The following is a 22154-nucleotide window of genomic DNA, read 5'->3' as shown; positions in this document are numbered from 1 at the left end:
GCCAAGTCACCCACCTGTCACCAGACTTAACGGCGAAAGCGACCCAACGTAACGGGGATACCACGAAATATAAGGAAATATAAGGACAGTGCGTGGAACTTGTTCTGCGCCTTGACAAGCCCGGACTCCACCACTTCGGACACCGCGTCGGCGGTCAGGTCGACGAACAGCGGCAGTTCCTTCTTCTCGGCCGGGGAGAAGTCCCGCAACACGAACGCGGCCGGATCAATCCGGCCCGGCGGCCGCCCGATCCCGAACCGGGCCCGCACATACCCCTTGTCCCCCAAAGCCTGCGACGTGGACTTCAAGCCATTGTGGCCGTTCTCGCCGCCCCCGGCCTTCAACCGCACCACCCCGTACGGCAGATCCAGCTCGTCATGGACCACGATGATCCGCTCGGCCGGAACCTTGAAGAACACCGCCAACGGCGCCACAGCCTGCCCCGACACGTTCATGTACGTCAACGGCTTGACCAGGATCACCTGCGGCCCACCGATAGACAGCCGCCCCTGGCACACCTCGGCCCGCACCTTGGCGGCCCGCTTCATGGAACCGCCGACCCGCTCCGCGAGCAGGTCGGCGACCATGAATCCAACATTGTGCCGGTTCCCCGCGTACTTGGGCCCCGGGTTGCCCAGGCCCACGATCAGATACGGAGAATCGGCCACGAGAACTACTCGCTCTTCTCGCCTTCGGCCGCCTCGGCGGCGTCCTCACCCTCGGACTCGCCCTCCGGCTCAGCCTCGGCGCGCGGCTGGGTGTGGGTCACCAGCACGGTCTCGGGGTCGGAGACCAGGGTGGTCCCCGAAGGCAGGTTCACGGCGGCGGCGGTGATGTTCGAGCCGACCTCCATACCCTCGATCGACAACTCGACACTCTCGGGGATCGCGGTCGCGTCGGCCTCCACGGTCAGGGTGTCCAGGTTGTGCACGATCAGGCCGCCCTTCTCGGGCTCACCGGTGAAGTCGATGCGAACCTCGACGGTGACCTTCTCGCCCTTGCGGACCAGCAGCAGGTCGACGTGCTCGATGGTGTCCTTGATGGGATCGCGCTGCAGGGCCTTCGGCAGCGCCAGTTCGGTCGTGCCGTCCGTGATCTCCACCGACACCAGCTGGTTCAGGCCACCACGACGGATGACCGCGGCGAACTCACGCGCCGGCAACGACAGGTGCTTCGGCTTCTCACCGTGACCGTACAAAACGGCAGGAATCTTGCCCGCCCGGCGCGTACGGCGCGCGCCACCCTTGCCGAACTCAGTACGGGGCTCGGCGCTAATACGGACCTCGGACACAGAAAAACTCCAATTGTTTCGTTCGCGGAAAAGATGTCTGGCGCTCAACGCGAGGCGGCGTGGCGCCGGAATGGCCGGCAACCGGAGAACCTGCGTCGATAACGGCGCGCATGCGCGCCCTCGCCGTGGCAACCGCAGTAGTTTACACGGTCGTTAGACGTTCGGCCCAACCGGTCCTAGGACAGACCACCGAACAGAGTCGTCACCGAGCCGTCCACGAACACCTCGGAGATCGCCTTGGCCACCAACGGCGCGATCGACAACACCGTCAACTTCTCCAACGACGCCCCCGGCGGCAACGGCAGCGTGTTCGTCACCACCACCTCGCTGGCCGGAGCCTTGTCCAGGCGCTCCAACGCCGGCTCCGAGAAGATCGGGTGCGTCGCCCCGATCACCACGTCGGCGGCACCCGCCGAATCCAAAAGCTCCGCCGCCCGACAGATCGTGCCACCGGTGTCGATCATGTCGTCCACCAGCAGACACACCCGCCCCTCGATGTCACCCACGACCCGGTTGGCGACAACCTCATTGGGCCGCAACGGGTCCCGCGACTTGTGGACGAACGCCAACGGCACCCCGCCCATCCGGTCGGCCCACCGCTCGGCCACCCGCACCCGACCCGCGTCCGGAGCCACGACCGCCAACGGCCGCCCCGCGTACTTCTGCTCCATATACGAAGCCAGGGTCTCCATCGCGAACAAGTGATCAACCGGTCCGTCGAAGAAACCCTGGATCTGAGCCGTGTGCAGATCAACCGTCAGAATCCGGTCCGCACCCGCCGTCTTGAGCAGATCGGCCACCAGCCGCGCCGAGATCGGCTCCCGCCCCCGGTGCTTCTTGTCCTGCCGCGCGTACGGATAGAACGGCAACACCACCGTGATCCGCTTCGCCGACCCGCGCTTCAACGCGTCCACCATGATCAGCGTCTCCATCAACCACCGGTTGATCGGCGCCGACATCGACTGCACCACGAAGGCGTCGCAACCACGCACCGACTCCCGATACCGCACGAACAGCTCGCCATTGGCGAACGCGTACGCGTCAGTGGGGGTCGGAGCCACCCCCAGATGCTCACCGATCTCCTCCGCCAGCTCGGGAAAAGCCCGACCGGAGAACAACATCAGACTCTTCGGATTCGCAGCCGAAATGCTGGCCATGACGCGCACACCTTTGAAATCGCGACCCAACAGGAGACGTCCTCAGTCTTGCCCAAAACCCACGGCGACGGAGCCAGACGCCCCGCCGGATGTGGAATTGATCTCCGAACTAGTCACCGGACTGGTGCTTTTGTGCGGCCTTGTCCGTCTTCGTCCCCGCCCGACGCTTCGCCACCCAACCGTCAGAGTTGTGCTGCCGCCCCCGAGCCACGCCCAACGACCCCGGCGGCACCGACTTCGTCACCGCACTGCCCGCCGCCACATAGGAACCGTCCGACACCGTCACCGGCGCCACCAGAACCGAATTCGACCCCACGAACACCGCCTCCCCCACCTCGGTGTGGTGCTTGGCCACCCCGTCGTAGTTCGCCACGATCGTGCCCGCACCCAGATTCGCGTCCGCCCCGATCGAGGCATCCCCCACATACGACAGATGCGGCACCTTCGCACCCGGACCCACCGTCGACTGCTTCACCTCCACGAACGTCCCCACCTTCGACGCGTTCTCCAACCGCGCCCCCGGCCGCAGATACGCGAACGGCCCCACACTCACACCCGCACCGACCCGGGCACCCACACAGTGCGTCCGCACCAGCGAAGCACGCTGCCCCACCTCGGTGTCCACAATCGTCGAATCCGGGCCGATCTCCGCCCCCGAACCCACCGACGTCGCACCCCGCAACTGCACCCCCGGCCGGATCGTCACATCCGGCTCGATCGACACCGTCGCATCGATCAACGTCGACGCCGGATCGTCCAAAGTCACCCCCGAACGCATGACCGCCACATTGATCCGATCCCGCATGATCGCCTGCAACTGCGCCAACTGCGCCCGGTCATTCGCCCCCAACGTGTCATCCACGTCCGCGGCCGTGTGAGTACCCACCCGACTCCCGTCGGCGCGCAGCATCCCCAACACGTCCGTCAAATACTCCTCCCCCTGATCGTTGTCCCCCTTCAAAAGCCCCAACTTCTCCCGCAACGCCGAAGCCTCGAACGCGTAAATCCCCGAATTGATCTCACTGATCGCCCGCTGCTCCTCCGTAGCGTCGCGAAACTCCACAATCGCCTCGAACTCCCCATCCGAACCCCGCACGATCCGCCCCAAAGCCGCCGGATCATCCACCACCGCCGTCAACACCGAAGCCGCGTTCCCCGACGCCTCATGCGCCTCCATGAACGCCGACAACGTCTCCGACGTCAACAACGGCGTATCCCCGTACAAGACCACGACGGTGCCCTCCAACTCCCCCGCCGCGTCCATGGCCGTGCGCACCGCGTGCCCCGTCCCCAACTGCTCCGCCTGCAACACCGACTCCGCCCCCGGCGCCACATGAGCCACATGAGCCGAAACCTCATCGGCCTTGTGCCCCACCACCACGAACGTCCGCTGCGCCCCCAAAACCCCAGCGGCGTGCAACACATGCCCCACCAGCGAACGCCCCAGCATCGGCATCACACACTTCGGCAGCGCCGACTTCATGCGCTTACCCTCACCGGCTGCCAGAACGATGACCGAACGCTGAGCACTCACGATGGGACTCCCTTGGGTACGACTACACGGTGTGGGTCATCGTAACGAGAGGCGCTTAAGGAAGGGCTAGCAGCGGTTCGCCGAATGATTCGAAGCCAGGATGCAGGACTCGAACCCAGAGAGTGGATTGAGAGGAATGTCTGGTTCGGCGCGTTTGCGCTGGTCAGAGCCGTAAAGCTCCCGGGGAAGGATTCGAACCCTCACCGAACATCTCCAAAGGATGCCGTGCTGCCGTTACACTACCCGGGATTATTGGGCACGAACCCGACATTTCGCCAAAGACTCGAACCCAAGCGTTGCCTAGGCTACCGTCCCCCAATCGGCGCTCGCATCCGACATACCCGCCATCGCGGCTATCGCCAGATTCTCGATATACCAGTAAAGATCTGCGGACTTGCGAACTCTGATCACGAGACAACCGTGATAGTTGGAGCCGACGTTCTTGCGCACCGTTTTCGGATTGTGCTTCTTCCACAGTGTCGGCATGAAGTCGTCAATGCTGATCCGGAGTTCACGACACCAGAATGCTTTGGCCTTCTCGTCATCGGCGGACTCGTGAATATCGATACGAAACGCCAGGCTTCCATATGAGATCGGAACGATCTCAAGGAATCGAAGAAACAGACGGAGAAGTCTGGGATCCGTGTTCGTGAAGGTAACGTTGGGCGTGGTTGAACGCCATGGCTTTACCTTCGCCCCTTCACACCAGTACGCGATTGCGCCACTGACAAGAGTGACCTTTGCATCGAACGGCCCTACCTCAGCGCTCAATTGCGCTTGCTGTTTCTTGCACGCTGCTCGTCGAGCCTCTTGCCTTCGGGCGGCGACTTCAGACCGAATGGCACGGGCGCGAGGAGACCAGCCAGGAGCCGGAACATTGTCGGTCGACACGTCACGTGTCCATAGCGAGACCGAGCTCTTAGAGACTTTCAGCGCCTCAACGATCTCGTCGTAAGTACGGCCTTCAGCGCGCATCTGCCGCGCCATGTCCCGCAAGCGATCTTTCGCATTGGGACGCTTAGTCCACTCTGGCGGTGGAACGTTCTTAAGCCAGGCGTCCAAGTTGTTGTTGCCGACTCGCAGCTTGTCGCGAATCTGTTGCCTCGACAATCCCTCCTCAGTGCGAAGCCTCCGTGCTTCGGCAGCGCGTGGGTCCTGGTACTGCATGTCTTCCCCTTGTGCGTTGGTGTCCTCCCTTCACCCGCGCTCGAACCTACCCAGTAGGTACGACATTGCGTGACGACGCGAAAACCGGGGCCGCACACGATGTGCGACCCCGGTCCGATGTCCGGTTGTCCTATTTAGCCAGGAACGGTCCGGCGCTCTCGACGACGTTGATGAGCAGCTGCGGCGCGACGCCCAGCAGGATCGTCGCGACGACGCCGACGGTCACGGCGGCTCCGGTCGCGAAGCTGGGGATGGACACCGCTGGTGCGTCCTCGACGGGTTCGTTGAGCCACAGCAGGACCACGACCTTCAGGTACGGGAAGGCGAGGATGACGCTGGACAGCACACCGACGATGACCAGCCCGGTGTTCCCGGCCGACAGCGCGGAGGAGAACACTTCGAACTTGGCCGCGAATCCCGATGTGAGTGGGATTCCGGCGAAGGCGAGCATGAGGACGGTGAAGATGACGGCGAAGCGGGGTGAGCGTTTCGCGAGTCCGGCCCAGCGGGACAGGTGGGTGGCCTCGCCGTCGGCGTCGCGGACCAGGGTGACGATGGCGAACGCGGCCAGGACGGTGAAGCCGTAGGCGGCCAGGTAGAACATGGTGGCGCCGGTGGCCTGGTCGAGGGCGATGACGCCGACGAGGAGGTAGCCGGCGTTGGCGATGGACGAGTAGGCCAGCAGTCGTTTGATGTCGGTCTGGGTGACGGCCAGGATGGCGCCCACGACCATGGTGGCGATGGCCACGGCGGTCAGCAGGGGTTCCCATTCCCACAGCAGGCTGGTGCGGTTGGGGTCGCCGGCGTTGCCGAAGGCGACGTTGAAGACGCGCAGCAGGCCGCCGAAGGCCGCGACCTTGGTGCAGGCGGCCATGAGGGCGGTGATGGGTGTGGGTGCTCCGGTGTAGACGTCGGGGGTCCACACGTGGAACGGGACGGCGGCGGCCTTGAAGAGCAGGCCGACGGTGAGCATCGCGAGTCCGGCCAGCAGCAGGACTTCGGCGTTGTCGGAGTCGAGGATGGCGGCGTTGATGTCGGTCAGCTGGACGCTTTCGGCGTAGCCGTAGAGGAGGGCGACGCCGTAGACGAAGAACGCGGACGCGAACGCGCCGAGCAGGAAGTACTTCATGGCCGATTCCTGGGACAGGAGTCGGCGGCGGCGGGCCAGGCCGCACAGCAGGTACAGCGGGAGTGAGAAGACTTCCAGGGCCACGAACATGGTGAGCAGGTCCCCGGCGGTGCAGAACAGCATCATGCCGCCGATGGAGAACAGCGTCAGCGGGAAGACCTCGGAGGCGCCGGGTTCGCGGGACTGTTGGGCGTCGGCCTTGGAGTCGGCGGTGACGGCGGCGTGGGCGACGAATGCGCCGCCGGGTGCGATGCGGCGTTCGGCGATCAGCAGGGTGGAGACGATGCCGAGCACGAGGATGGTGCCGGACAGGAACAGGCCGGGTCCGTCGATGACGACGGCGTCGACGCGGGCGCCGTCCTTCGTGGTGAAGACGGGGGCGTTCTTGCCGATGTTGGCGATGACCGCGATCAGGCCCGCCACGAGGGTGAGCAGGGTGAGTGGCACCTGGATGGGGTACCGGAGCCTGCGGGGGGCGATGGCCTCGACGAGGATGCCGACGCAGGCCGCGCCCAAGACGATGAGCAGCGGTGACAGGGCCGCGTAGTCGATGTTGGGCAGTTGGATGTCGTTCACTTGTTCTCTCCCGTTGCGGCCTGGTCTGCGGAACCGGTGACGCCGACGCTGTCAAGGGTGTGTTCGACGGCGGGGTTGATGACGTCGAGGACGGGTTGCGGGTATACGCCGAGGGCGAGGATCCCGACGATCAGGGGAGCCACGACGAGTTTCTCGCGGAGGTTGAGGTCGCGTTTCATGGCCGGGACGCCGTCGAGTTTGACGTTGACGGTGCCCTGCATGGTCCGCTGGTACATCCACAGGACGTAGGCGGCGGCCAGGATGACGCCGAGGGTGGCGATGACGGCGACGGGTTTGTTGGCGCTGTAGGTGCCCAGGAGGATCAGGAACTCGGACACGAACGGCGCGGTGCCGGGCAGTGCCAGCGAGGCGAGTCCGGCGATGAAGAAGGTGCCGGCCAGCAGGGGCAGCGTCTTTCCGGCGCCGCCGAAGTCGGCGATGTCGCTGGAGCCGCGGCGGGTGGCGAGCATGCCCACGACGATGAACAGCAGGCCGGTGGCCAGGCCGTGGTTGACCATGTAGAGGACGGCGCCGGAGGCGGATTCGGTGGTGAAGGCGAAGATGCCGACGCCGATGAATCCGAAGTGGGCGATGGACGTGTAGGCGACGAGGCGCCGCAGGTCCTTTTGTCCGATGGCGACCAGGGCGCCGTAGATGACGCCGACCAGGGCCAGTGCGATGGCCAGTGGTGCGAACAGCTGGCTGGCGTCGGGGAACAGCGGCAGGCAGTAGCGCAGGATCGCGAAGGTGCCGATCTTGTCCATGACGCCGACGAGCAGCGCGGCGATCCCGGCGGGGGCGGCGCCACCGGCGTCGGGAAGCCAGGTGTGGAACGGGAAGAACGGCGCCTTGATGGCGAAGGCGATGAAGAAGCCGAGGAACAGCCAGTTCTGGAGGGTGCCTTCGGCGATGGAGTGTTTGCCGTCGGTGAGGGTGGCGAAGTCGAAGACGCCGCCGGTGGTGACCCACAGGCCGATGATGGCGGCCAGCAGCACCATGCCGCCCAGCAGTGAGTAGAGGAAGAACTTCACCGCGGCGTACTGGCGGCGTTTGCCGCCGTAGGAGCCGATGAGGAAGTACATCGGCACCAGCATCACTTCGAAGAAGATGTAGAACAGCAGCACGTTCGTGGAGATGAAGGTGCCGATCATGGTGGCCTGGAGGGCCAGGATGAGGGCGAAGAACGTGGGCTGGTTGCGCTTGTGGGCGTCGTTCCAGCTGGCGAGGATGACGATGGGGGTGAGCAGCGCGGTCAGGGCGAGCATGACCAGGGCGATGCCGTCCATGCCGAAGCTGAGGTTGAGGCCCCAGGCGGGTACCCAGGAGTAGTGCTCGGTCAGCTGCATCCCGGTGTCGCCGGTGTCGTACGACGCCCAGGCGCCGACGGTGATGGCGGCGACCGCCAGCGAGAAACCGAGCGCGATGGCCTTGGCTTGCTTCGGTTTGCCCTTGGGCACGGAGGCGGTGATGAGGGCGCCGATGAGCGGCACCACGATCACGGCCGACAGGTATGGGAACGAGTTCACCCGAATGTCACCACCAACAAGGCCGCCACGACGACGACGGCACCGGACAATATGGACAAGGCGTAGCTGCGGACGAATCCGGTCTGGGTGCGGCGCAGTCGGGCTGAGCCGCCCCCGATCGCGGCGGCGAGGCCGTTGACGATGCCGTCGACGCCGCGGTTGTCGACCCACACCAGTGCGCGGGTGAGGAGTCGTCCGGGTAGTTCGAAGACCAGCTCGTTGAAGCGGTCGGCGTACAGGTTGGCGCGGGCGGCGCGCACGATCTGGGTGCGGGCCGGTTGTTCCTGTAGTGCGGTGCCGCGGCCGAACAGCAGGATCGCGACGGCGACGCCGACGGCGACGACGGCCATGGTCAGGCCGGTGACGGCGCCGTGCCCGAGTTTGCCGTGGGCTTCCTCGTGTTCACCGAAGATGGGGGTCAGCCATTCGACGACGCTGGTCTTCATGAGGAAACCGGCGGCGATGGAGCCGAATGCCAGCAGCACCAGTGGTATCCACATGATGGGTGGCGACTCGTGCGGGTGCTTGATGTCCTCGGTCCAGCGTTTCTTGCCGTGGAAGGTGAGGACGAACAGCCGGGTCATGTAGAAGGCGGTCAGTCCGGCGCCCAGCAGCGCGGCGGAGCCGAACAGCCAGCCCTGCCAGCCTTCGCGGTTGAACGCGGCCAGGATGATCGGGTCCTTGGTGAAGAAGCCCGACAGCGGCGGCAGGCCGATGATGGCCAGGTAGCCGAGGCCGAAGGTGACCCAGGTGATCTTCATGTGTTTCCACAGTCCGCCGAAGCGGCGGATGTCGACCTGGTCGTTCATGCCGTGCATGACGGATCCGGCGCCCAGGAACAGTCCGGCCTTGAAGAAGCCGTGGGCGAGCAGGTGGATGATGCCCAGCGCGTAGGCGCCGCCGCCGAGTCCCACGGCCAGGAACATGTAGCCGATCTGGGAGACGGTGGAGTAGGCAAGGACCCGTTTGATGTCGTCCTTGGCGCAGCCGATGACGCATCCGATGAGGAGGGTCAGGGCGCCGATGGACACCACGACGAGTTCGGCGGTGGCGTTGGCGTTGAAGATCGGGTTGGAGCGGGCGATCAGGTAGACGCCCGCGGTGACCATGGTGGCGGCGTGGATCAGTGCCGAGACCGGGGTGGGGCCTTCCATGGCGTCGGGGAGCCAGGCCTGGAGTGGGAACTGGCCGGACTTGCCGCAGGCGCCCAGGAGCAGGAACAGTCCGATGGCGAGGGTGATGCCGGTGGACATTCCGGAGACGCCGTTGAAGACGGTGTCGAAGTCGGTGGAGCCGATGGTGGCGAACATGGCGAAGATCGCCAGCAGGAACCCGGCGTCGCCGACGCGGTTCATGATGAACGCCTTCTTGCCGGCGGTGGCCGCGGACGGCTTGGTGTACCAGAAGGAGATCAGCAGGTACGAGGCCAGACCGACGCCTTCCCAGCCGACGAAGGTCATCACGTAGTTGTTGCCGAGCACCAAGAGCAGCATGGCGGCGGCGAACAGGTTGAAGAACGCGAAGAAGCGTCGGCGGCCCTCGTCGTGGGACATGTAGCCGACGGCGTAGACGTGGATGAGGAATCCGACGCCGGTGATGAGCAGTACGAACACCGCTGACAGCGGGTCGAACAGCAGTCCGGCCGAGATCTTGAGGTTCCCGGTGTCGATGAACGTGAACAGGTCCAGCGACACGCTCTTGTTGCTGAGGTCTGACAGTTGCAGGAAGTAGGTCAGTCCCAGGGCGAAGGCGGCGCCGATGGAGGCGACGCCCAGCCAGTGGCCCCACTTGTCGGCGCGGCGGCCCAGCAGGAACAGGATCGCCGCTGAGGCCAGCGGCAGCGCTATCAGCAGCCACACGGTGGAAAGCGCACCGGTGGCGGTGGCGTATTCGATCTTCTCCACGTCGGTTTCGTCCTCTTAGTACTTCAGCAGGTTGGCGTCGTCGACCGAGGCCGAGCGGCGGGATCTAAAGATCGACATGATGATGGCCAGTCCGACGACGACTTCGGCGGCGGCCACGACCATGACGTAGAACGACATGATCTGTCCCTCCAGCGAGCCGTTGATGCGCGAGAAGGTCACCAGGGTCAGGTTCGCGGCGTTGAGCATCAGCTCGACGCACATGAACACGACGATGGCGTTGCGGCGCACCAGGACACCAACGGCGCCGATGGTGAACAGGGCCGCGGCCAGGACGAGGTAGAAGGTTGGTGTCATCGTCAGCGGCCCTCCGTTGGCTTGGGTGCGGCTTCGGCGGGTTCGAGTTCGCGGGGCGGCACGACCGGCGAGATGGAGCGTTCGCTTTCGGTGCCGTCGGGCAGCAGCGCCGGGGTGGCCACCGAGTCGGAGGTGGCGAAGACGCCGGGTCCGGCCTTGGGTCCGGGGTAGTTGCCCTTGGCGAACCGCAGTCGGGAGGACTTCTTCTGCCCGAGTTTGTCCTCTTTGGCCTTCTCGACGTGTGCCAGGACCATCGCGCCGACGGCGGCGGTGATGAGCAGGGCGGAGGTGACCTCGAAGGCGAAGACGTACTTGGTGAACAGTTCGGCGGCGATGCCCTTGACGTTGCCGTTGGCGTTGGCCTCGTCGAGGCCGACGGCGGACACGGCGCCCACGCCGCGGGCCAGGCCGGTGCACAGCAAAAGGGCCATGCCGATGCCCAATCCGATGGCGGCGATGCGTTGGCCGCGCAGGGTTTCCAGCAGCGAGTCCTTGGAGTCGCGGCCCACCAGCATGATGACGAACAGGAACAGCATCATGATGGCGCCGGTGTAGACGATGATCTGGACGAAGCCGATGAACGGCCCCGACTGGAGCATGTAGATCACGCCCAGGCCCAGCATGGTGCAGGCCAGCAGCAGTGCCGAGTGGACGGCGGAGCGGGCCAGGACCATGCCGATGGCGCCGCCGAGGATGATCGGCGCCAGGATCCAGAAGGTGATGGCCTCACCGGTCGTGACGGCGCCACCTGCGGCCAGGAGTGTGTGCGTCATTCCGCGGCCTCCTGCCGGGCTTCGGCCTGCGACTTCTCGGCCCCGACGCTGGTGCCGGGGTTGTCGAGGGCCTTGACGTAGTAGTCCTTCTCGGAGTTGCCCAGCCGCATCGGGTGCGGCGGCTGCTCCATGCCCTCCAGCAGCGGAGCCAGCAGCTGTTCCTTGGTGAAGATGAGGTCGCGGCGGTTGTCGGCGGCCAGCTCGTACTCGTTGCTCATGGTGAGCGAGCGGGTCGGACAGGCCTCGATGCACAGTCCACAGAAGATGCAGCGGGCGTAGTTGATCTGGTAGTCGACGGCGTAGCGCTCACCGGGCGAGTACCGGGTCTTGTCGGTGTTGTCGCCGCCCTCGACGAAGATCGCGTCGGCGGGGCAGGCCCAGGCGCACAGTTCGCAGCCGACGCACTTCTCCAGGCCGTCGGGGTGACGGTTGAGGATGTGGCGGCCGTGGTAACGCGGCGCGGTGGGCGTACGCACTTCGGGGTACTTCTCGGTCACCTGTTTCTTGAACATGTGCGCGAAGGTGACGCCGAAGCTCTTGGCGGTTCCGAACATGGGTTACTGCCCTCCTTCCTTCGCGGAGACGGGCTCTCGCTTGGCTTCGAGCTGTTTGGTGCTCGGGGACGGTGGTATTTCCAGGTCCAGCGGTGGCACCGGGAAGCCCCCGAGGCCCTTGTCCGGTTCGGACGGTGGCTTGTACTCGGTGCGGGTGGGCCAGAACATGAGTGCCAGCAGCACCAGCAGTCCGACCCCGCCGATCACCGAGACCCGGGTGGCCAGCGACTCGGATTCGCGGCCGGCGTAGAAACCGGCCAGGGCGACGATCCACACGAGGTTGACCGGCACCAGCACCTTCCAGCCCAGTCGCATGAACTGGTCGTAGCGGAACCTGGGGAGCGTACCGCGCAGCCACACGAAGCCGAACAGCAGCACGATGACCTTGCCGAAGAACCAGATCAGCGGGAACCAGCCCTCGTTGGCGCCCGGCCACCAGCTGGCCGGGAACGGGGCCTGCCAGCCGCCCAGGAACAGGGTGGTGGCCATCGCGGAGACCGTCACCATGTTGATGTACTCGGCCAGGAAGAACAGCGCGAACTTCAGTGACGAGTACTCGGTGTGGAAACCACCGACCAGTTCGGACTCGGCTTCGGGGAGGTCGAAGGGGGCGCGGTTGGTCTCGCCGACGACCGAGATGCAGAAGATGATGAAGCTGGGCAGAAGCAGCAGCGCGTACCAGCCGGGGATCTCGAAGGACACCGACCCGAAGGTCATGGTCTGTCCTTCTTGCTGGGCGGCGACGATGCCGGAGGTGGACAGGGTTCCCGAGGTCAGGAACACCGCCACGATGGACAGGCCCATGGCGATCTCGTAGGAGATGACCTGGGCGGCGGCGCGCAGTGATCCCAGCAGCGAGTAGGTGGAGCCGGAGGCCCAGCCGCCCAGCACGATGCCGTAGACGCCCAGGGCCGAGCAGGCCAGCACCAGCAGCACCCCGACGGGCAGGTCGGTCAGTTGCAGCGGCGTGACGACGCCGAAGATGCTGACCTCGGGGCCCAGCGGGATGATGGAGAACGCGGTGATGGCGCACACGGTGGAGATGACCGGCGCCAGGATGAACACGATCTTGTCGGCTCCGGCCGGGACCAGGTCCTCTTTGAACGCCAGTTTGAGGCCGTCGGCGAGGCTCTGCAGCAGACCGAAGGGGCCGTGGCGGTTGGGGCCGGGACGCACCTGCATCCAGGCGACGGCCTTGCGCTCGAACCAGATCGTCAAAAGGGTCAGCACGACGAGTCCGGCGAAGACGACCACGGCCTTGATGAGGATCATCCACCATGGATCGTTGCCGAACATCGCCAGCGTGTCGTCCGGCCCTTCGGCCATGAGCGCGTACACGTTAGTCACGGTTGCCTCCGTTGTAGGTGGCGATCGACACGATGTCGCCAGCGGCGACGCCGAGTCCTCGGTAGACACCCGATCCGGGCGAGTTGGTGGGCAGCCACACCACGCCGTCGGGCATGCGGGTGACGGCCAGCGGCAGCGTGATGCCGCCCGAGGAGCTGGCGACCGTCACCGGCTGGCCCTCGGCGGCGCCGATGGACGCCGCGGTCCCGTGCGACAGCCTCACCACCGGGGTGGCGGCGGTGCCGGCGAGGTGGGTGTTGTTGTCCTGCAACGTTCCCGAGTCCAGCAGGTGGTGCCAGGTCGCCAGGACGGCGTTGCCCTCGGCGGGGGTGACCACGGCTTCGGCCGACACCAGCGGGGCGGCGGCGCGGGCGGCCGGCTCGGGGACCCCGGCCAGTTCGCCGCGGACCTTGGCCAGCGATTCGAAGCCCAACTCCACGCCCATGGCCGCGCCCAGCGCGTCCAGGACCTGGTAGTCGCTCATCAGGGAGGAGTCGATGGCGGCTTCGAAGGTGCGCAGCCGTCCTTCCCAGTTGAGGTAGGCGCCGTCCTTCTCGGGGACGGTGGCGATGGGCAGGACCACGGCGGCCCGGCGGGTGACGGCGGTGTGCCGCTGTTCGACCGAGACGATGAAGTTCGCGGTGTACAGGGCGGCTTCGGCCGCGGACGGGTCGGGCAGGTCGAAGGGGTCGACCCCGGCGATCAGCAGACCGCCCAGTTCCCGGTCGGCGGCGGCGGCCAGGATCGCGTTGGTGTCGCGGCCGGGCTGGCCCGGCAGCGCCTCGACGTCCCAGTAGGACGCCAGCGCGTCGCGGGCGGCGTCGTTGTCGACCTCGCCGCCGCCGGGCAGCAGGGTGGGCAGCAGACCGGTGTCGACGGCGCCCCGGTCGCCGGCGCGGCGCGGCACCCAGGCCAGTTTGGCGCCGGTGGCCTTGGCCAGCCGGGCCGCGGCGGTCAGGGCGCCGGGGACGGTGGCGAGGCGTTCGCCGACCAGGATGAGGCTGCCGGGTGCCCGCAGCGTGTCGGACATGTCGCCGCCGTCGGCGTAACCGGACAGCAGCGCGGCCTCACCACCGGGGACGGTGGGTATGAGCTCGCCGCCGAACTTCTCGGTGCCGCGGGTGGCGAACGGCGCCACGACGTACGGCTTCAGGCCGGTGTCGCGGTTGGCCTTGCGCAGCCGCAGGAACAGGATCGGGCATTCCTCTTCGGTCTCCAGACCGGCGATGAGGACGGCCGGAGCCTTGTCCACTTCGGAGTACGTGACGGCGCCGGAGGCCGGGTGGATACCGGCCACGGCGTTGCCCAGGAACGTCGCCTCCTCGTCGGAGTGCGGGCGGGCCCGGAAGTCGATGTCGTTGGTGTCCAACGCGAGGCGCGCGAACTTCGAGTACGCGTAGGCGTCCTCGACGGTCAGGCGGCCACCGGTCAGGACGCCGACGCCACCGGCGCCCTTGGCGCGCTTGAGTCCGGCGGCGGCGGCGCGCAGCGCGTCGGGCCAGGAGGCCTCGTGCAGTTCGCCGTCGTCACCGCGCACCAGCGGGGTGAGGATCCGGTTGTCGGTGTTGACGTAGTCAAAGGCCCAGCGGCCCTTGTCGCAGTTCCACTCGGCGTTGACCTCGGCGTCGTCGCCGGCCAGCCGCCGCAGCACCTTGCCGCGCCGGTGGTCGGTGCGCTGCGCGCAACCGGCCGAGCAGTGTTCGCACACGCTGGGGCTGGAGACCAGGTCGAAGGGCCGGGCCTGGAACCGGTACTGGGTACCGGTCAGGGCGCCCACCGGGCAGATCTGGACGGTGTTGCCGGAGAAGTAGGACTCGAAGTCCTCGCCCTCGGCGGTGCCGATCTGCTCCTGCGAGGAGCGTTCCATCAGGTCGATGAACGGGTCACCGGCGATCTCGTCGCTGAAGCGGGTGCAGCGCTGACACAGGACGCAGCGTTCCCGGTCCAGCAGCACCTGCGAGGAGATCGGCTTGGCCTTCTTGAAGGTCCGCTTCTGTTCGGTGAAGCGGGACTCGGTGCGGCCGGTGCTCATCGCCTGGTTCTGGAGTGGGCACTCGCCGCCCTTGTCGCACATCGGACAGTCGAGCGGGTGGTTGATGAGCAGGAACTCCATGATCCCCTCCTGGGCCTTCTTGGCCACAGGGGAGGTCAGCTGGGTCTTGACGACCATGCCGTCGGTGCAGGTCGCGGTGCACGAGGCCAGCGGCTTGCGCTGTCCCTCGACGTCGACGAGGCACTGCCGACAGGCACCGGCGGGCTCCAGCAGCGGGTGGTCGCAGAAGCGGGGAATCTCGATGCCCAGCTGTTCGGCGGCCCGGATGACCAGCGTCCCCTTGGGAACGGTCACTTCGAGTCCGTCGATGGTGAGCGTGACGGTTTCGGTCATTTAGTGCGCTCCCACCAGATCCGAGGCGTCCAGCAGCGGACGGCGATGGCCCTCGATGTAGTCGATGTAGTCCTGTTTGAAGTGTTTGAGCGAGGACGTGACCGGCGAGGTGGCGCCGTCGCCCAGGCCGCAGAACGAGCGACCCAGCAGGTTGTCGCAGGCGTCCAGCAGCGTGTCCAGGTCCTCGTGGGTGCCGTTGCCCGACAGGATGCGCCGGTAGATGCGCGTCATCCAGTAGTTGCCCTCGCGACACGGGGTGCACTTGCCGCAGGATTCGTGGGCGTAGAACTGCAACCAGCGGTAGGTGCAGTAGACCGGGCAGTCCGCGTCGGAGTAGATCATCATCGCGGTCGTGCCCAGGATGGACCCGGCCTTGGCGATGTTGTCGAAGTCCAGTGGCACGTCGGAGTGCTTGGCGGCCAGCATCGGCGTCGAGGAACCACCCGGCGTCCAGAACTTCAGGTTGTGGCCCTTGGCCATGCCACCGGCCAGCTCCAGCAGTTCGTCCAGTGTGGTGCCCAGGCGGCACTCGTACTGTCCCGGGTTGGCGACGCGGCCCGACAGCGAGTAGATCATGGTCCCGGCGGCGTTCTCGCTGCCCAGCGACTTCCACCATTCGGCGCCGCCCAAGACGATGTGCGGGACCGAGGCGATCGAGCCGACGTTGTTGATGACCGTCGGCGAGGCGTACAGGCCGTGGGTGGCCGGGAACGGCGGCCGCAAGCGCGGCTGTCCCCGGAAGCCCTCCAGCGAGTCCAACAGCGCGGTCTCCTCGCCACAGATGTAGGCACCGGCTCCGGAGTGGACGACGATCTCCAGGTCGAGACCGGAGTCGAGGATGTTGTCGCCGAGGTATCCGGCGGCCTTGGCCTCCTCGACGGCGTGCCGCAGTCGGCGGGCGGCGTGCACGGCCTCGCCCCGGATGTAGATGAACGCGCGCGAGGCCCGCACCGCGTAACACGCGATGATGATGCCCTCGATGAGCGAGTGCGGGTCGTTCATCATCAGCGGCAGGTCCTTGCAGGTACCCGGTTCGCCCTCGTCGGCGTTGACCACCAGGTAGTGCGGTTTGCCGTCGTTTTGCGGGATGAAGGCCCACTTCATGCCGACGGGGAAGCCCGCGCCGCCACGACCGCGGTGACCGGATTCCTTCATGAAGGCGATCAGGTCGTCGGGGGTGTACTTGAAGGCCTTGCGTAGCGCGGCGTAGCCGTCGAGCCGCTCGTAGACGTCGAGCTTCCAGGCGTCGGGGGTCAGCCAGCGCTTGGTCAGGACCGGCGTGAGTTTCGCCAGCACCTCCTGCGAGGGCCCGCTCATGAAGCGTCCTCCTTCTTGACGAGCGACACTTCCGGGTCGACTGGTGGGGCGGTGATTCCGGCGTCGGCGGCCAGCCGGGCACCGGCCAGGGTCGGGTCGGCGGCGGCGTTGCCGGCCAGACCCGCCTCGCGGTCCTCGGCCCAACCGGCCAGCTGCCGCGACATCTCCTTGAGCGTGCACAGCGGGGCGCCGCGGGTGGGGGTGGGGCGTTCGCCGTTGCGCAGGTTCTTGGCCAGCTGCACGGCCTCGTCCGGGTTCGTCTTGTCGAAGAACTCGTAGTTGACGGTCATGACGGGCGCGTAGTCGCACGCGGCCAGGCATTCGGCGTGTTCCAGGGTGATCTTGCCGTCGCCGGTGGTCTCGTCGTGGTCGACGCCCAGGTACTCGCGCAGCGCGTCGAAGACCTTCTGGCCGCCCATGACGTCGCACAGGGTGTTGGTGCACACGCTGACCAGGTAGTCGCCGGTGGGTTCCCGCTTGTACATGGTGTAGAAAGTGGACACCGCGGCCACCTGGGCCTTGGTGATGCCGATCATCTCGGCGCAGAACGCGATCCCGTCCTGGGTGATGTAGCCGTCCTGGCTCTGCACCAGGTGCAGCATCGGCAGCAGCGCCGAACGCTGCTTGCCCTCGGGGTAGCGCTCCATGATCTCGCGCGCCTGGGCCCGGAATTCCTCTGTGTAGGCCATTACCGGTCGCAACCTCCCATAACCGGGTCGAGTGAGGCCCCGCCCGCGATGACGTCGGCCAGAAGGCCGCCTTCGGCCAGGGCCGGGACGGCTTGCAGGTTCACGAAACTGGGTTCGCGCATGTGCATCCGATAGGGGCGGGTGCCGCCGTCGGAGACCAGGTGGATGCCCAGTTCGCCGCGCGGCGCCTCGATCGGGACGTACACCTGGCCGGGCGGAACCCGGAAACCCTCGGTGACGAGCTTGAAGTGGTGGATCAGCGACTCCATCGACTGGCCCATGATCTTGCGGACGTGGGCCAGCGAGTTGCCCATGCCGTCGCCGCCCAGCGACAGCTGCGCGGGCCAGGCGATCTTCTTGTCCTCCACCATGACGGGGCCGGGTTCGAGCCGCTCCAGGGCCTGCTCGACGATGCGCAGGCTTTGCCGCATCTCCTCCAGCCGCACCAGGTAGCGGCCCCACACGTCGGCGCCGGTGTGGGTGGCGACCTCGAAGTCGTAGTCCTCGTAGCCGCAGTACGGCATGGTCTTGCGCAGGTCCCACGGCAGTCCGGCGGCCCGCAGCACGGGTCCGGTGACGCCCATGGCCAGGCAGCCCGACACGTCCAGGTAGGCGATGTCCTGGGTGCGTTCCTGCCAGATCGGGTTGCCCGACAGCAGTTTCTCGTAGTCGTTGATGCAGCCGGGCATGTACTTGAGGAAGTCGCGGATCTTGGTGACCGCCTCGTCGGGCATGTCCTGGGCGACGCCGCCGGGGCGGACGTAGGCCATGTTCATGCGCAGACCCGAAACGGCCTCGAAGATGTCCAGGATGTACTCCCGCTCGCGGAAGCCGTAGATCATCATGGACAGTGCGCCGAGCTCCATACCGGTGGTGGCCAGACCCACGAGGTGGGAGGCGATCCGGTTGAGCTCCATCATGATCACGCGGATCGTGGTGGCGCGCTGCGGCGGCTCGATGCCCAACAGCTTCTCGACCGCGAGACAGTAGGCGGTCTCGTTGAAGATCGGGGCCAGGTAGTCGGCGCGGGTGACGAAGGTGGTGCCCTGGGTCCAGGTTCGGTACTCGGTGTTCTTCTCGATACCGGTGTGCAGGTAGCCGATGACCGGGCGCAGTTCCCGGACCGTCTCACCCTCCATCTCGACCACGAGGCGCAAAACGCCGTGGGTCGAGGGGTGCTGCGGGCCCATGTTGACGACGAGGCGTTCGTCGCTGACCGGGTCGTGGCCGCCGATGACGCTGTCCCAGTCGCCGCCGGTGACGGTGAAGACCTTGCCCTCGGTGGTGTCGCGGGCGTCGGCGTAGGCGTCGGTGGTCTCTTCTTTCGTGGTCACTTGTAGGACCTCCGTTCGTCCGGCGGCGCGATCTCGGCGTCGTTCTTGTACTCCACCGGAATCCCGCCCAGGGGGTAGTCCTTGCGCTGCGGGTGGCCCTGCCAGTCGTCCGGCATGAGGATGCGGGTCAGGTTCGGGTGGCCGTCGAAGACGACGCCGAACATGTCGTAGGTCTCGCGCTCCTGCCAGTCCGCGGTCGGGTAGACCTCGGTGACGCTGTCCACGTGCGGGTCCTCGATCGACACCGCGGTCTCGACGCGCACCCGGCGCCGGAAGGTCATGGACGTCAGGTGGTAGGTCACGTGCAGCCGGTTCGTCTGCTCCGGATAGTCCACACCCGACACGCTGTTGCACAGTTCGAAGCGCAGGTTCTCGCTGTCGCGCAGCGCCTGGCACACGGCCTTGACGCGGTTGGGCGCGACGTGGATGGTCAGCTCGCCCCGGTCGACGACGACGGCCTGGATCGCGTCGGTGTCGACTTCGGACGACAGTGAGTCGACGAGTTCGTCGAAGTACTCCCCGTAGGGCGGTTCTGAGCCGACGACTCCCGCGGTGGGAACCGCGCGCACCAGTCCGCCGAAGCCGGAGGTGTCACCGGTGCCGCTGACGCCGAACAGACCTTTTTCTTCGTCGTTCATCAGTCGACCTTCACTCCGCGCTCGGCCATCCAGTTCTTGATGCGCAGTTGTTCGGTGGTGCCGGTCTTGGCGGCCTCCCGCCACTGCGCGGCCTTCTTCTTGTTGTAGAAGTAGCTGGAGGGCATCGAGCCGGGCTTGACCAGCTGCTCCTCGGCCTCCTCCAGTTGCTGGCGGCGCTTCTCACCCAGCGGCTCGTGCAGGATCTTGTCGTGCAGCTTCAAGATCGCGTCGAGCAGCATCTCGGGGCGGGGCGGGCAGCCGGGGAGGTAGATGTCGACGGGGACGACGTGGTCGACGCCCTGGACGATCGCGTAGTTGTTGAACATGCCGCCCGACGAGGCGCACACGCCCATCGACAGCACCCACTTGGGTTCCGACATCTGGTCGTAGATCTGCCGCAGCACCGGCGCCATCTTCTGGCTGACCCGTCCGGCCACGATCATCAGGTCGGCCTGACGCGGGGAGGCGCGGAACACCTCCATGCCGAACCGGGCGGTGTCGTAACGGGCCGCGCCGGTGGCCATCATCTCGATGGCGCAACAGGCCAGACCGAAGGTGGCGGGCCAGAACGACGCCTTGCGGGTCCAGTTGACAAGTTTCTCCACAGAGGTCAGAAGAATGCCGCTGGGGAGTTTTTCCTCGAGTCCCATGTCTAATCCCAATCCAATCCGCCGCGCCGCCACACATAGGCGTACGCGACGAAGACGGTGACGATGAACAGCACCATCTCCACGAAGCCGAACATCTTCAGCGAGTCGAAGGCGACCGCCCACGGGTACAGGAAGATGATCTCGATGTCGAAGACGATGAAGATCATCGCCGTCAGGTAGAACTTGATCGGGAACTTGCCGCCGCCGCTTCCCTTGGGGGTCGGCTCGATGCCGCACTCGTAGGCGGCGGCCTTGGCCTTGTTCTTGCGGCGCGGGCCGATGAGTGGCGCGGCCGCCACGGAGAACACCGCGAACGCGGCGGCGATCGCGAAGAGCACGACGATTGGTACGTACAATTCCATTGCTATCGCCTACCTACAGTGCACATCTTGGTCACCTTAAGTGGTCGGTGGGGGTTCATGCGGCAGGCGCCACCTTCGACAGTCCGTTGATCAGTTTGTCCATGGCGTCGCCACCGCGCGCGTCGGTGAGGTTCGCCAGTAGCTTCAAAACGAAGCGCATCAGCAGCGGATGGTGCAGGCCGTGCTCGGTGCACAGCCGCATCACCGTCGGGTTGCCGATCAGCTTCACGAAGATGTCGCCCATCCGGTAGTAGCCGCCGAACTCGCGTTTCAGTTCGACCGGGTACTGCCGCAGGACGGCCTCGCGGCGCGGCCCCGCGGGTTTGGCCAGCGCGTCGGCGACGAAGCGGGCGGCGATCTCGCCGGACTCCATCGCGTAGGCGATGCCCTCGCCGTTGAACGGGTTGACCATGCCGCCGGAGTCGCCCACCAGCACCAGCCCCCGGCTGTAGTGCGGTACCCGGTTGAAGCCCATCGGAAGCCCGGCGCCGCGGATCGGTCCGTCGGCCTGCGACTCGTCCCGCATGCCCCATTCCTCGGGGGTGGACGACAGCCAGTCGGTCAACAGCTTGCGGTAGTTGGTCTTGCCGAACGCGGTGGAGGAGTTCAGGACGCCGAGGCCGACGTTGACGCGGCCGTCGCCCAGCCCGAAGATCCAGCCGTAGCCGGGCAGCAGCACGTTGGGGTTGGCGGCGCTGCGCAGTTGCAGCCACGACTCGAGGTACTCGTCGTCGTGTTTGGCGGGGCTCTTGTAGTAGCGCCGTACCGCGACCCCCAGTGGACGGTCGTCGCGTTTGGCGATGCCCAGTGCCAGGGCCATCCGGGCCGAGACGCCGTCGGCCGACACCACGATCGGTGCGGTGTAGGTGGCGGGCCGCTTCTCGGCGCCGACGACGGCTTCGACGCCGCACACGCGTCCGGCGCGGTCGAAGATCGGGGTGGTGACGTTGACCTCGGTCAGCAGCCGGGCCCCGGCGGACACGGCGCGGTCGGCCAGCAGCTCGTCGAAGTCGAGCCGGGTGCGGGTGAGCCCGTAGGCGGGGTAGTCGTCGAGTTTCGGCCAGTCGAGGCTCAGCTGCGTGTCCCCGGCGACGACCCGCAGGCCCTTGTTGTGGGTCCAGCCCGCTTCGGGGCTGGTGTCGATGCCCATGCGGATGAGGGCCTTGACCGACTTGGGGGTCAGACCGTCGCCGCAGACCTTCTCCCTGGGGAAACTGGTCTTCTCCAACAACAGGACGTCGAGGCCGTGACTGGCCAGGTAGTACGCGCTCGCCGAGCCAGCCGGTCCCGCGCCGACGACTATGACGTCGGCGTCGTTGGGGGCTGGATTACTGCTGGGCACGGTGATCCTCGCGGTGCGATTGTCGGTTTTCAGTTCGGCCGTGGCATTTGGGCTGCTCAGCGGCTGGATCAAGGCTTGTGAATGCATTCACAAGGGTTGTCCGGAGTGCAGTCTAGGACTTCGCCTCCTGCCCTTTGTTAATTAGGGCAACCTAACTTGGTGT

20 protein-coding genes and 1 tRNA gene are annotated in these 22154 nt (G+C 66.3%); all 21 read right to left on the bottom strand.

Features of this window, described 5'->3' with window-relative positions:
- Window positions 1-26: 26 nt before the first annotated feature.
- The 21 genes from pth to SNAS_RS06280 all read right to left on the bottom strand — a co-directional run bounded on the left by pth (window position 27) and on the right by SNAS_RS06280 (window position 22078).
- On the bottom strand, window positions 27-668 hold the full coding sequence (pth, locus tag SNAS_RS06375; protein WP_013016572.1) for an aminoacyl-tRNA hydrolase: 642 nt from the start codon (window positions 666-668) through the stop codon (window positions 27-29).
- 5 nt (window positions 669-673) lie between these two features.
- Window positions 674-1291 carry a 50S ribosomal protein L25/general stress protein Ctc gene (locus tag SNAS_RS06370; RefSeq protein ID WP_013016571.1) on the bottom strand — a complete coding sequence of 206 codons (618 nt, stop codon included), beginning with the start codon at window positions 1289-1291 and terminating at the stop codon, window positions 674-676.
- Window positions 1292-1467: 176 nt separating this feature from the next.
- Window positions 1468-2448, bottom strand: a complete 981-nt coding sequence (locus tag SNAS_RS06365; RefSeq protein WP_013016570.1) for a ribose-phosphate diphosphokinase — start codon at window positions 2446-2448, stop codon at window positions 1468-1470.
- A 109-nt stretch (window positions 2449-2557) separates the two neighbouring features.
- Window positions 2558-3982 carry a bifunctional UDP-N-acetylglucosamine diphosphorylase/glucosamine-1-phosphate N-acetyltransferase GlmU gene (gene glmU, locus SNAS_RS06360; RefSeq protein WP_013016569.1) on the bottom strand — a complete coding sequence of 475 codons (1425 nt, stop codon included), beginning with the start codon at window positions 3980-3982 and terminating at the stop codon, window positions 2558-2560.
- 177 nt (window positions 3983-4159) lie between these two features.
- Window positions 4160-4231: transfer RNA gene (locus SNAS_RS06355), tRNA-Gln, on the bottom strand.
- 51 nt (window positions 4232-4282) lie between these two features.
- Window positions 4283-5149, bottom strand: coding sequence for a hypothetical protein (locus tag SNAS_RS35035; RefSeq protein WP_013016568.1), 867 nt, complete (start codon window positions 5147-5149; stop codon window positions 4283-4285).
- 130 nt (window positions 5150-5279) lie between these two features.
- Window positions 5280-6854 carry an NADH-quinone oxidoreductase subunit NuoN gene (gene nuoN, locus SNAS_RS06350; RefSeq protein WP_013016567.1) on the bottom strand — a complete coding sequence of 525 codons (1575 nt, stop codon included), beginning with the start codon at window positions 6852-6854 and terminating at the stop codon, window positions 5280-5282.
- A complete protein-coding gene (locus SNAS_RS06345) occupies window positions 6851-8380 on the bottom strand; it encodes an NADH-quinone oxidoreductase subunit M (RefSeq protein WP_013016566.1) in 1530 nt (509 codons plus the stop codon). The genes nuoN and SNAS_RS06345 overlap by 4 nt, the downstream gene beginning before the upstream one ends.
- Window positions 8377-10284: an NADH-quinone oxidoreductase subunit L gene (gene nuoL / locus SNAS_RS06340; RefSeq protein WP_013016565.1), complete on the bottom strand. Its 1908-nt coding sequence runs from the start codon at window positions 10282-10284 to the stop codon at window positions 8377-8379. The genes SNAS_RS06345 and nuoL overlap by 4 nt, the downstream gene beginning before the upstream one ends.
- 15 nt (window positions 10285-10299) lie before the next feature.
- On the bottom strand, window positions 10300-10599 hold the full coding sequence (gene nuoK / locus SNAS_RS06335) for an NADH-quinone oxidoreductase subunit NuoK (RefSeq protein WP_013016564.1): 300 nt from the start codon (window positions 10597-10599) through the stop codon (window positions 10300-10302).
- Between the two features lie 2 nt (window positions 10600-10601).
- Entirely contained in the window at window positions 10602-11372 is a 771-nt protein-coding gene (locus tag SNAS_RS06330) for an NADH-quinone oxidoreductase subunit J (RefSeq protein ID WP_013016563.1), read from the bottom strand.
- Window positions 11369-11926 carry an NADH-quinone oxidoreductase subunit NuoI gene (nuoI, locus tag SNAS_RS06325; RefSeq protein ID WP_013016562.1) on the bottom strand — a complete coding sequence of 186 codons (558 nt, stop codon included), beginning with the start codon at window positions 11924-11926 and terminating at the stop codon, window positions 11369-11371. Before nuoI ends, SNAS_RS06330 begins: the two co-directional genes overlap by 4 nt.
- A 3-nt stretch (window positions 11927-11929) precedes the next feature.
- Window positions 11930-13252: an NADH-quinone oxidoreductase subunit NuoH gene (gene nuoH / locus SNAS_RS06320; protein WP_041625712.1), complete on the bottom strand. Its 1323-nt coding sequence runs from the start codon at window positions 13250-13252 to the stop codon at window positions 11930-11932.
- Between the two features lie 13 nt (window positions 13253-13265).
- Window positions 13266-15659: an NADH-quinone oxidoreductase subunit G gene (locus SNAS_RS06315; protein WP_013016560.1), complete on the bottom strand. Its 2394-nt coding sequence runs from the start codon at window positions 15657-15659 to the stop codon at window positions 13266-13268.
- Window positions 15660-16976 carry an NADH-quinone oxidoreductase subunit NuoF gene (gene nuoF / locus SNAS_RS06310; RefSeq protein ID WP_013016559.1) on the bottom strand — a complete coding sequence of 439 codons (1317 nt, stop codon included), beginning with the start codon at window positions 16974-16976 and terminating at the stop codon, window positions 15660-15662.
- The gene (gene nuoE, locus SNAS_RS06305; protein WP_013016558.1) at window positions 16973-17665 is read right to left on the bottom strand and encodes an NADH-quinone oxidoreductase subunit NuoE; all 693 of its coding nucleotides are present in this window, start codon (window positions 17663-17665) and stop codon (window positions 16973-16975) included. Before nuoE ends, nuoF begins: the two co-directional genes overlap by 4 nt.
- Complete coding sequence (locus tag SNAS_RS06300; protein ID WP_013016557.1) at window positions 17665-18999, bottom strand: NADH-quinone oxidoreductase subunit D; 1335 nt, start codon at window positions 18997-18999, stop codon at window positions 17665-17667. Before SNAS_RS06300 ends, nuoE begins: the two co-directional genes overlap by 1 nt.
- Window positions 18996-19670, bottom strand: coding sequence for an NADH-quinone oxidoreductase subunit C (locus SNAS_RS06295; RefSeq protein ID WP_425281035.1), 675 nt, complete (start codon window positions 19668-19670; stop codon window positions 18996-18998). The genes SNAS_RS06300 and SNAS_RS06295 overlap by 4 nt, the downstream gene beginning before the upstream one ends.
- Window positions 19637-20287, bottom strand: a complete 651-nt coding sequence (locus SNAS_RS06290; RefSeq protein ID WP_013016555.1) for a NuoB/complex I 20 kDa subunit family protein — start codon at window positions 20285-20287, stop codon at window positions 19637-19639. Before SNAS_RS06290 ends, SNAS_RS06295 begins: the two co-directional genes overlap by 34 nt.
- A 2-nt stretch (window positions 20288-20289) precedes the next feature.
- Window positions 20290-20649, bottom strand: a complete 360-nt coding sequence (locus SNAS_RS06285; protein WP_013016554.1) for an NADH-quinone oxidoreductase subunit A — start codon at window positions 20647-20649, stop codon at window positions 20290-20292.
- 55 nt (window positions 20650-20704) lie between these two features.
- Window positions 20705-22078 carry a geranylgeranyl reductase family protein gene (locus tag SNAS_RS06280; RefSeq protein WP_013016553.1) on the bottom strand — a complete coding sequence of 458 codons (1374 nt, stop codon included), beginning with the start codon at window positions 22076-22078 and terminating at the stop codon, window positions 20705-20707.
- Between the last annotated feature and the right edge of the window lie 76 nt (window positions 22079-22154).

Source organism: Stackebrandtia nassauensis DSM 44728 (assembly GCF_000024545.1).
In the GTDB taxonomy this organism is placed as follows: Bacteria; Actinomycetota; Actinomycetes; order Mycobacteriales; family Micromonosporaceae; genus Stackebrandtia; species Stackebrandtia nassauensis.
The sequence above is the reverse complement of the archived record's forward strand: the minus strand, read 5'-3'. Positions and strand labels throughout refer to the sequence as shown.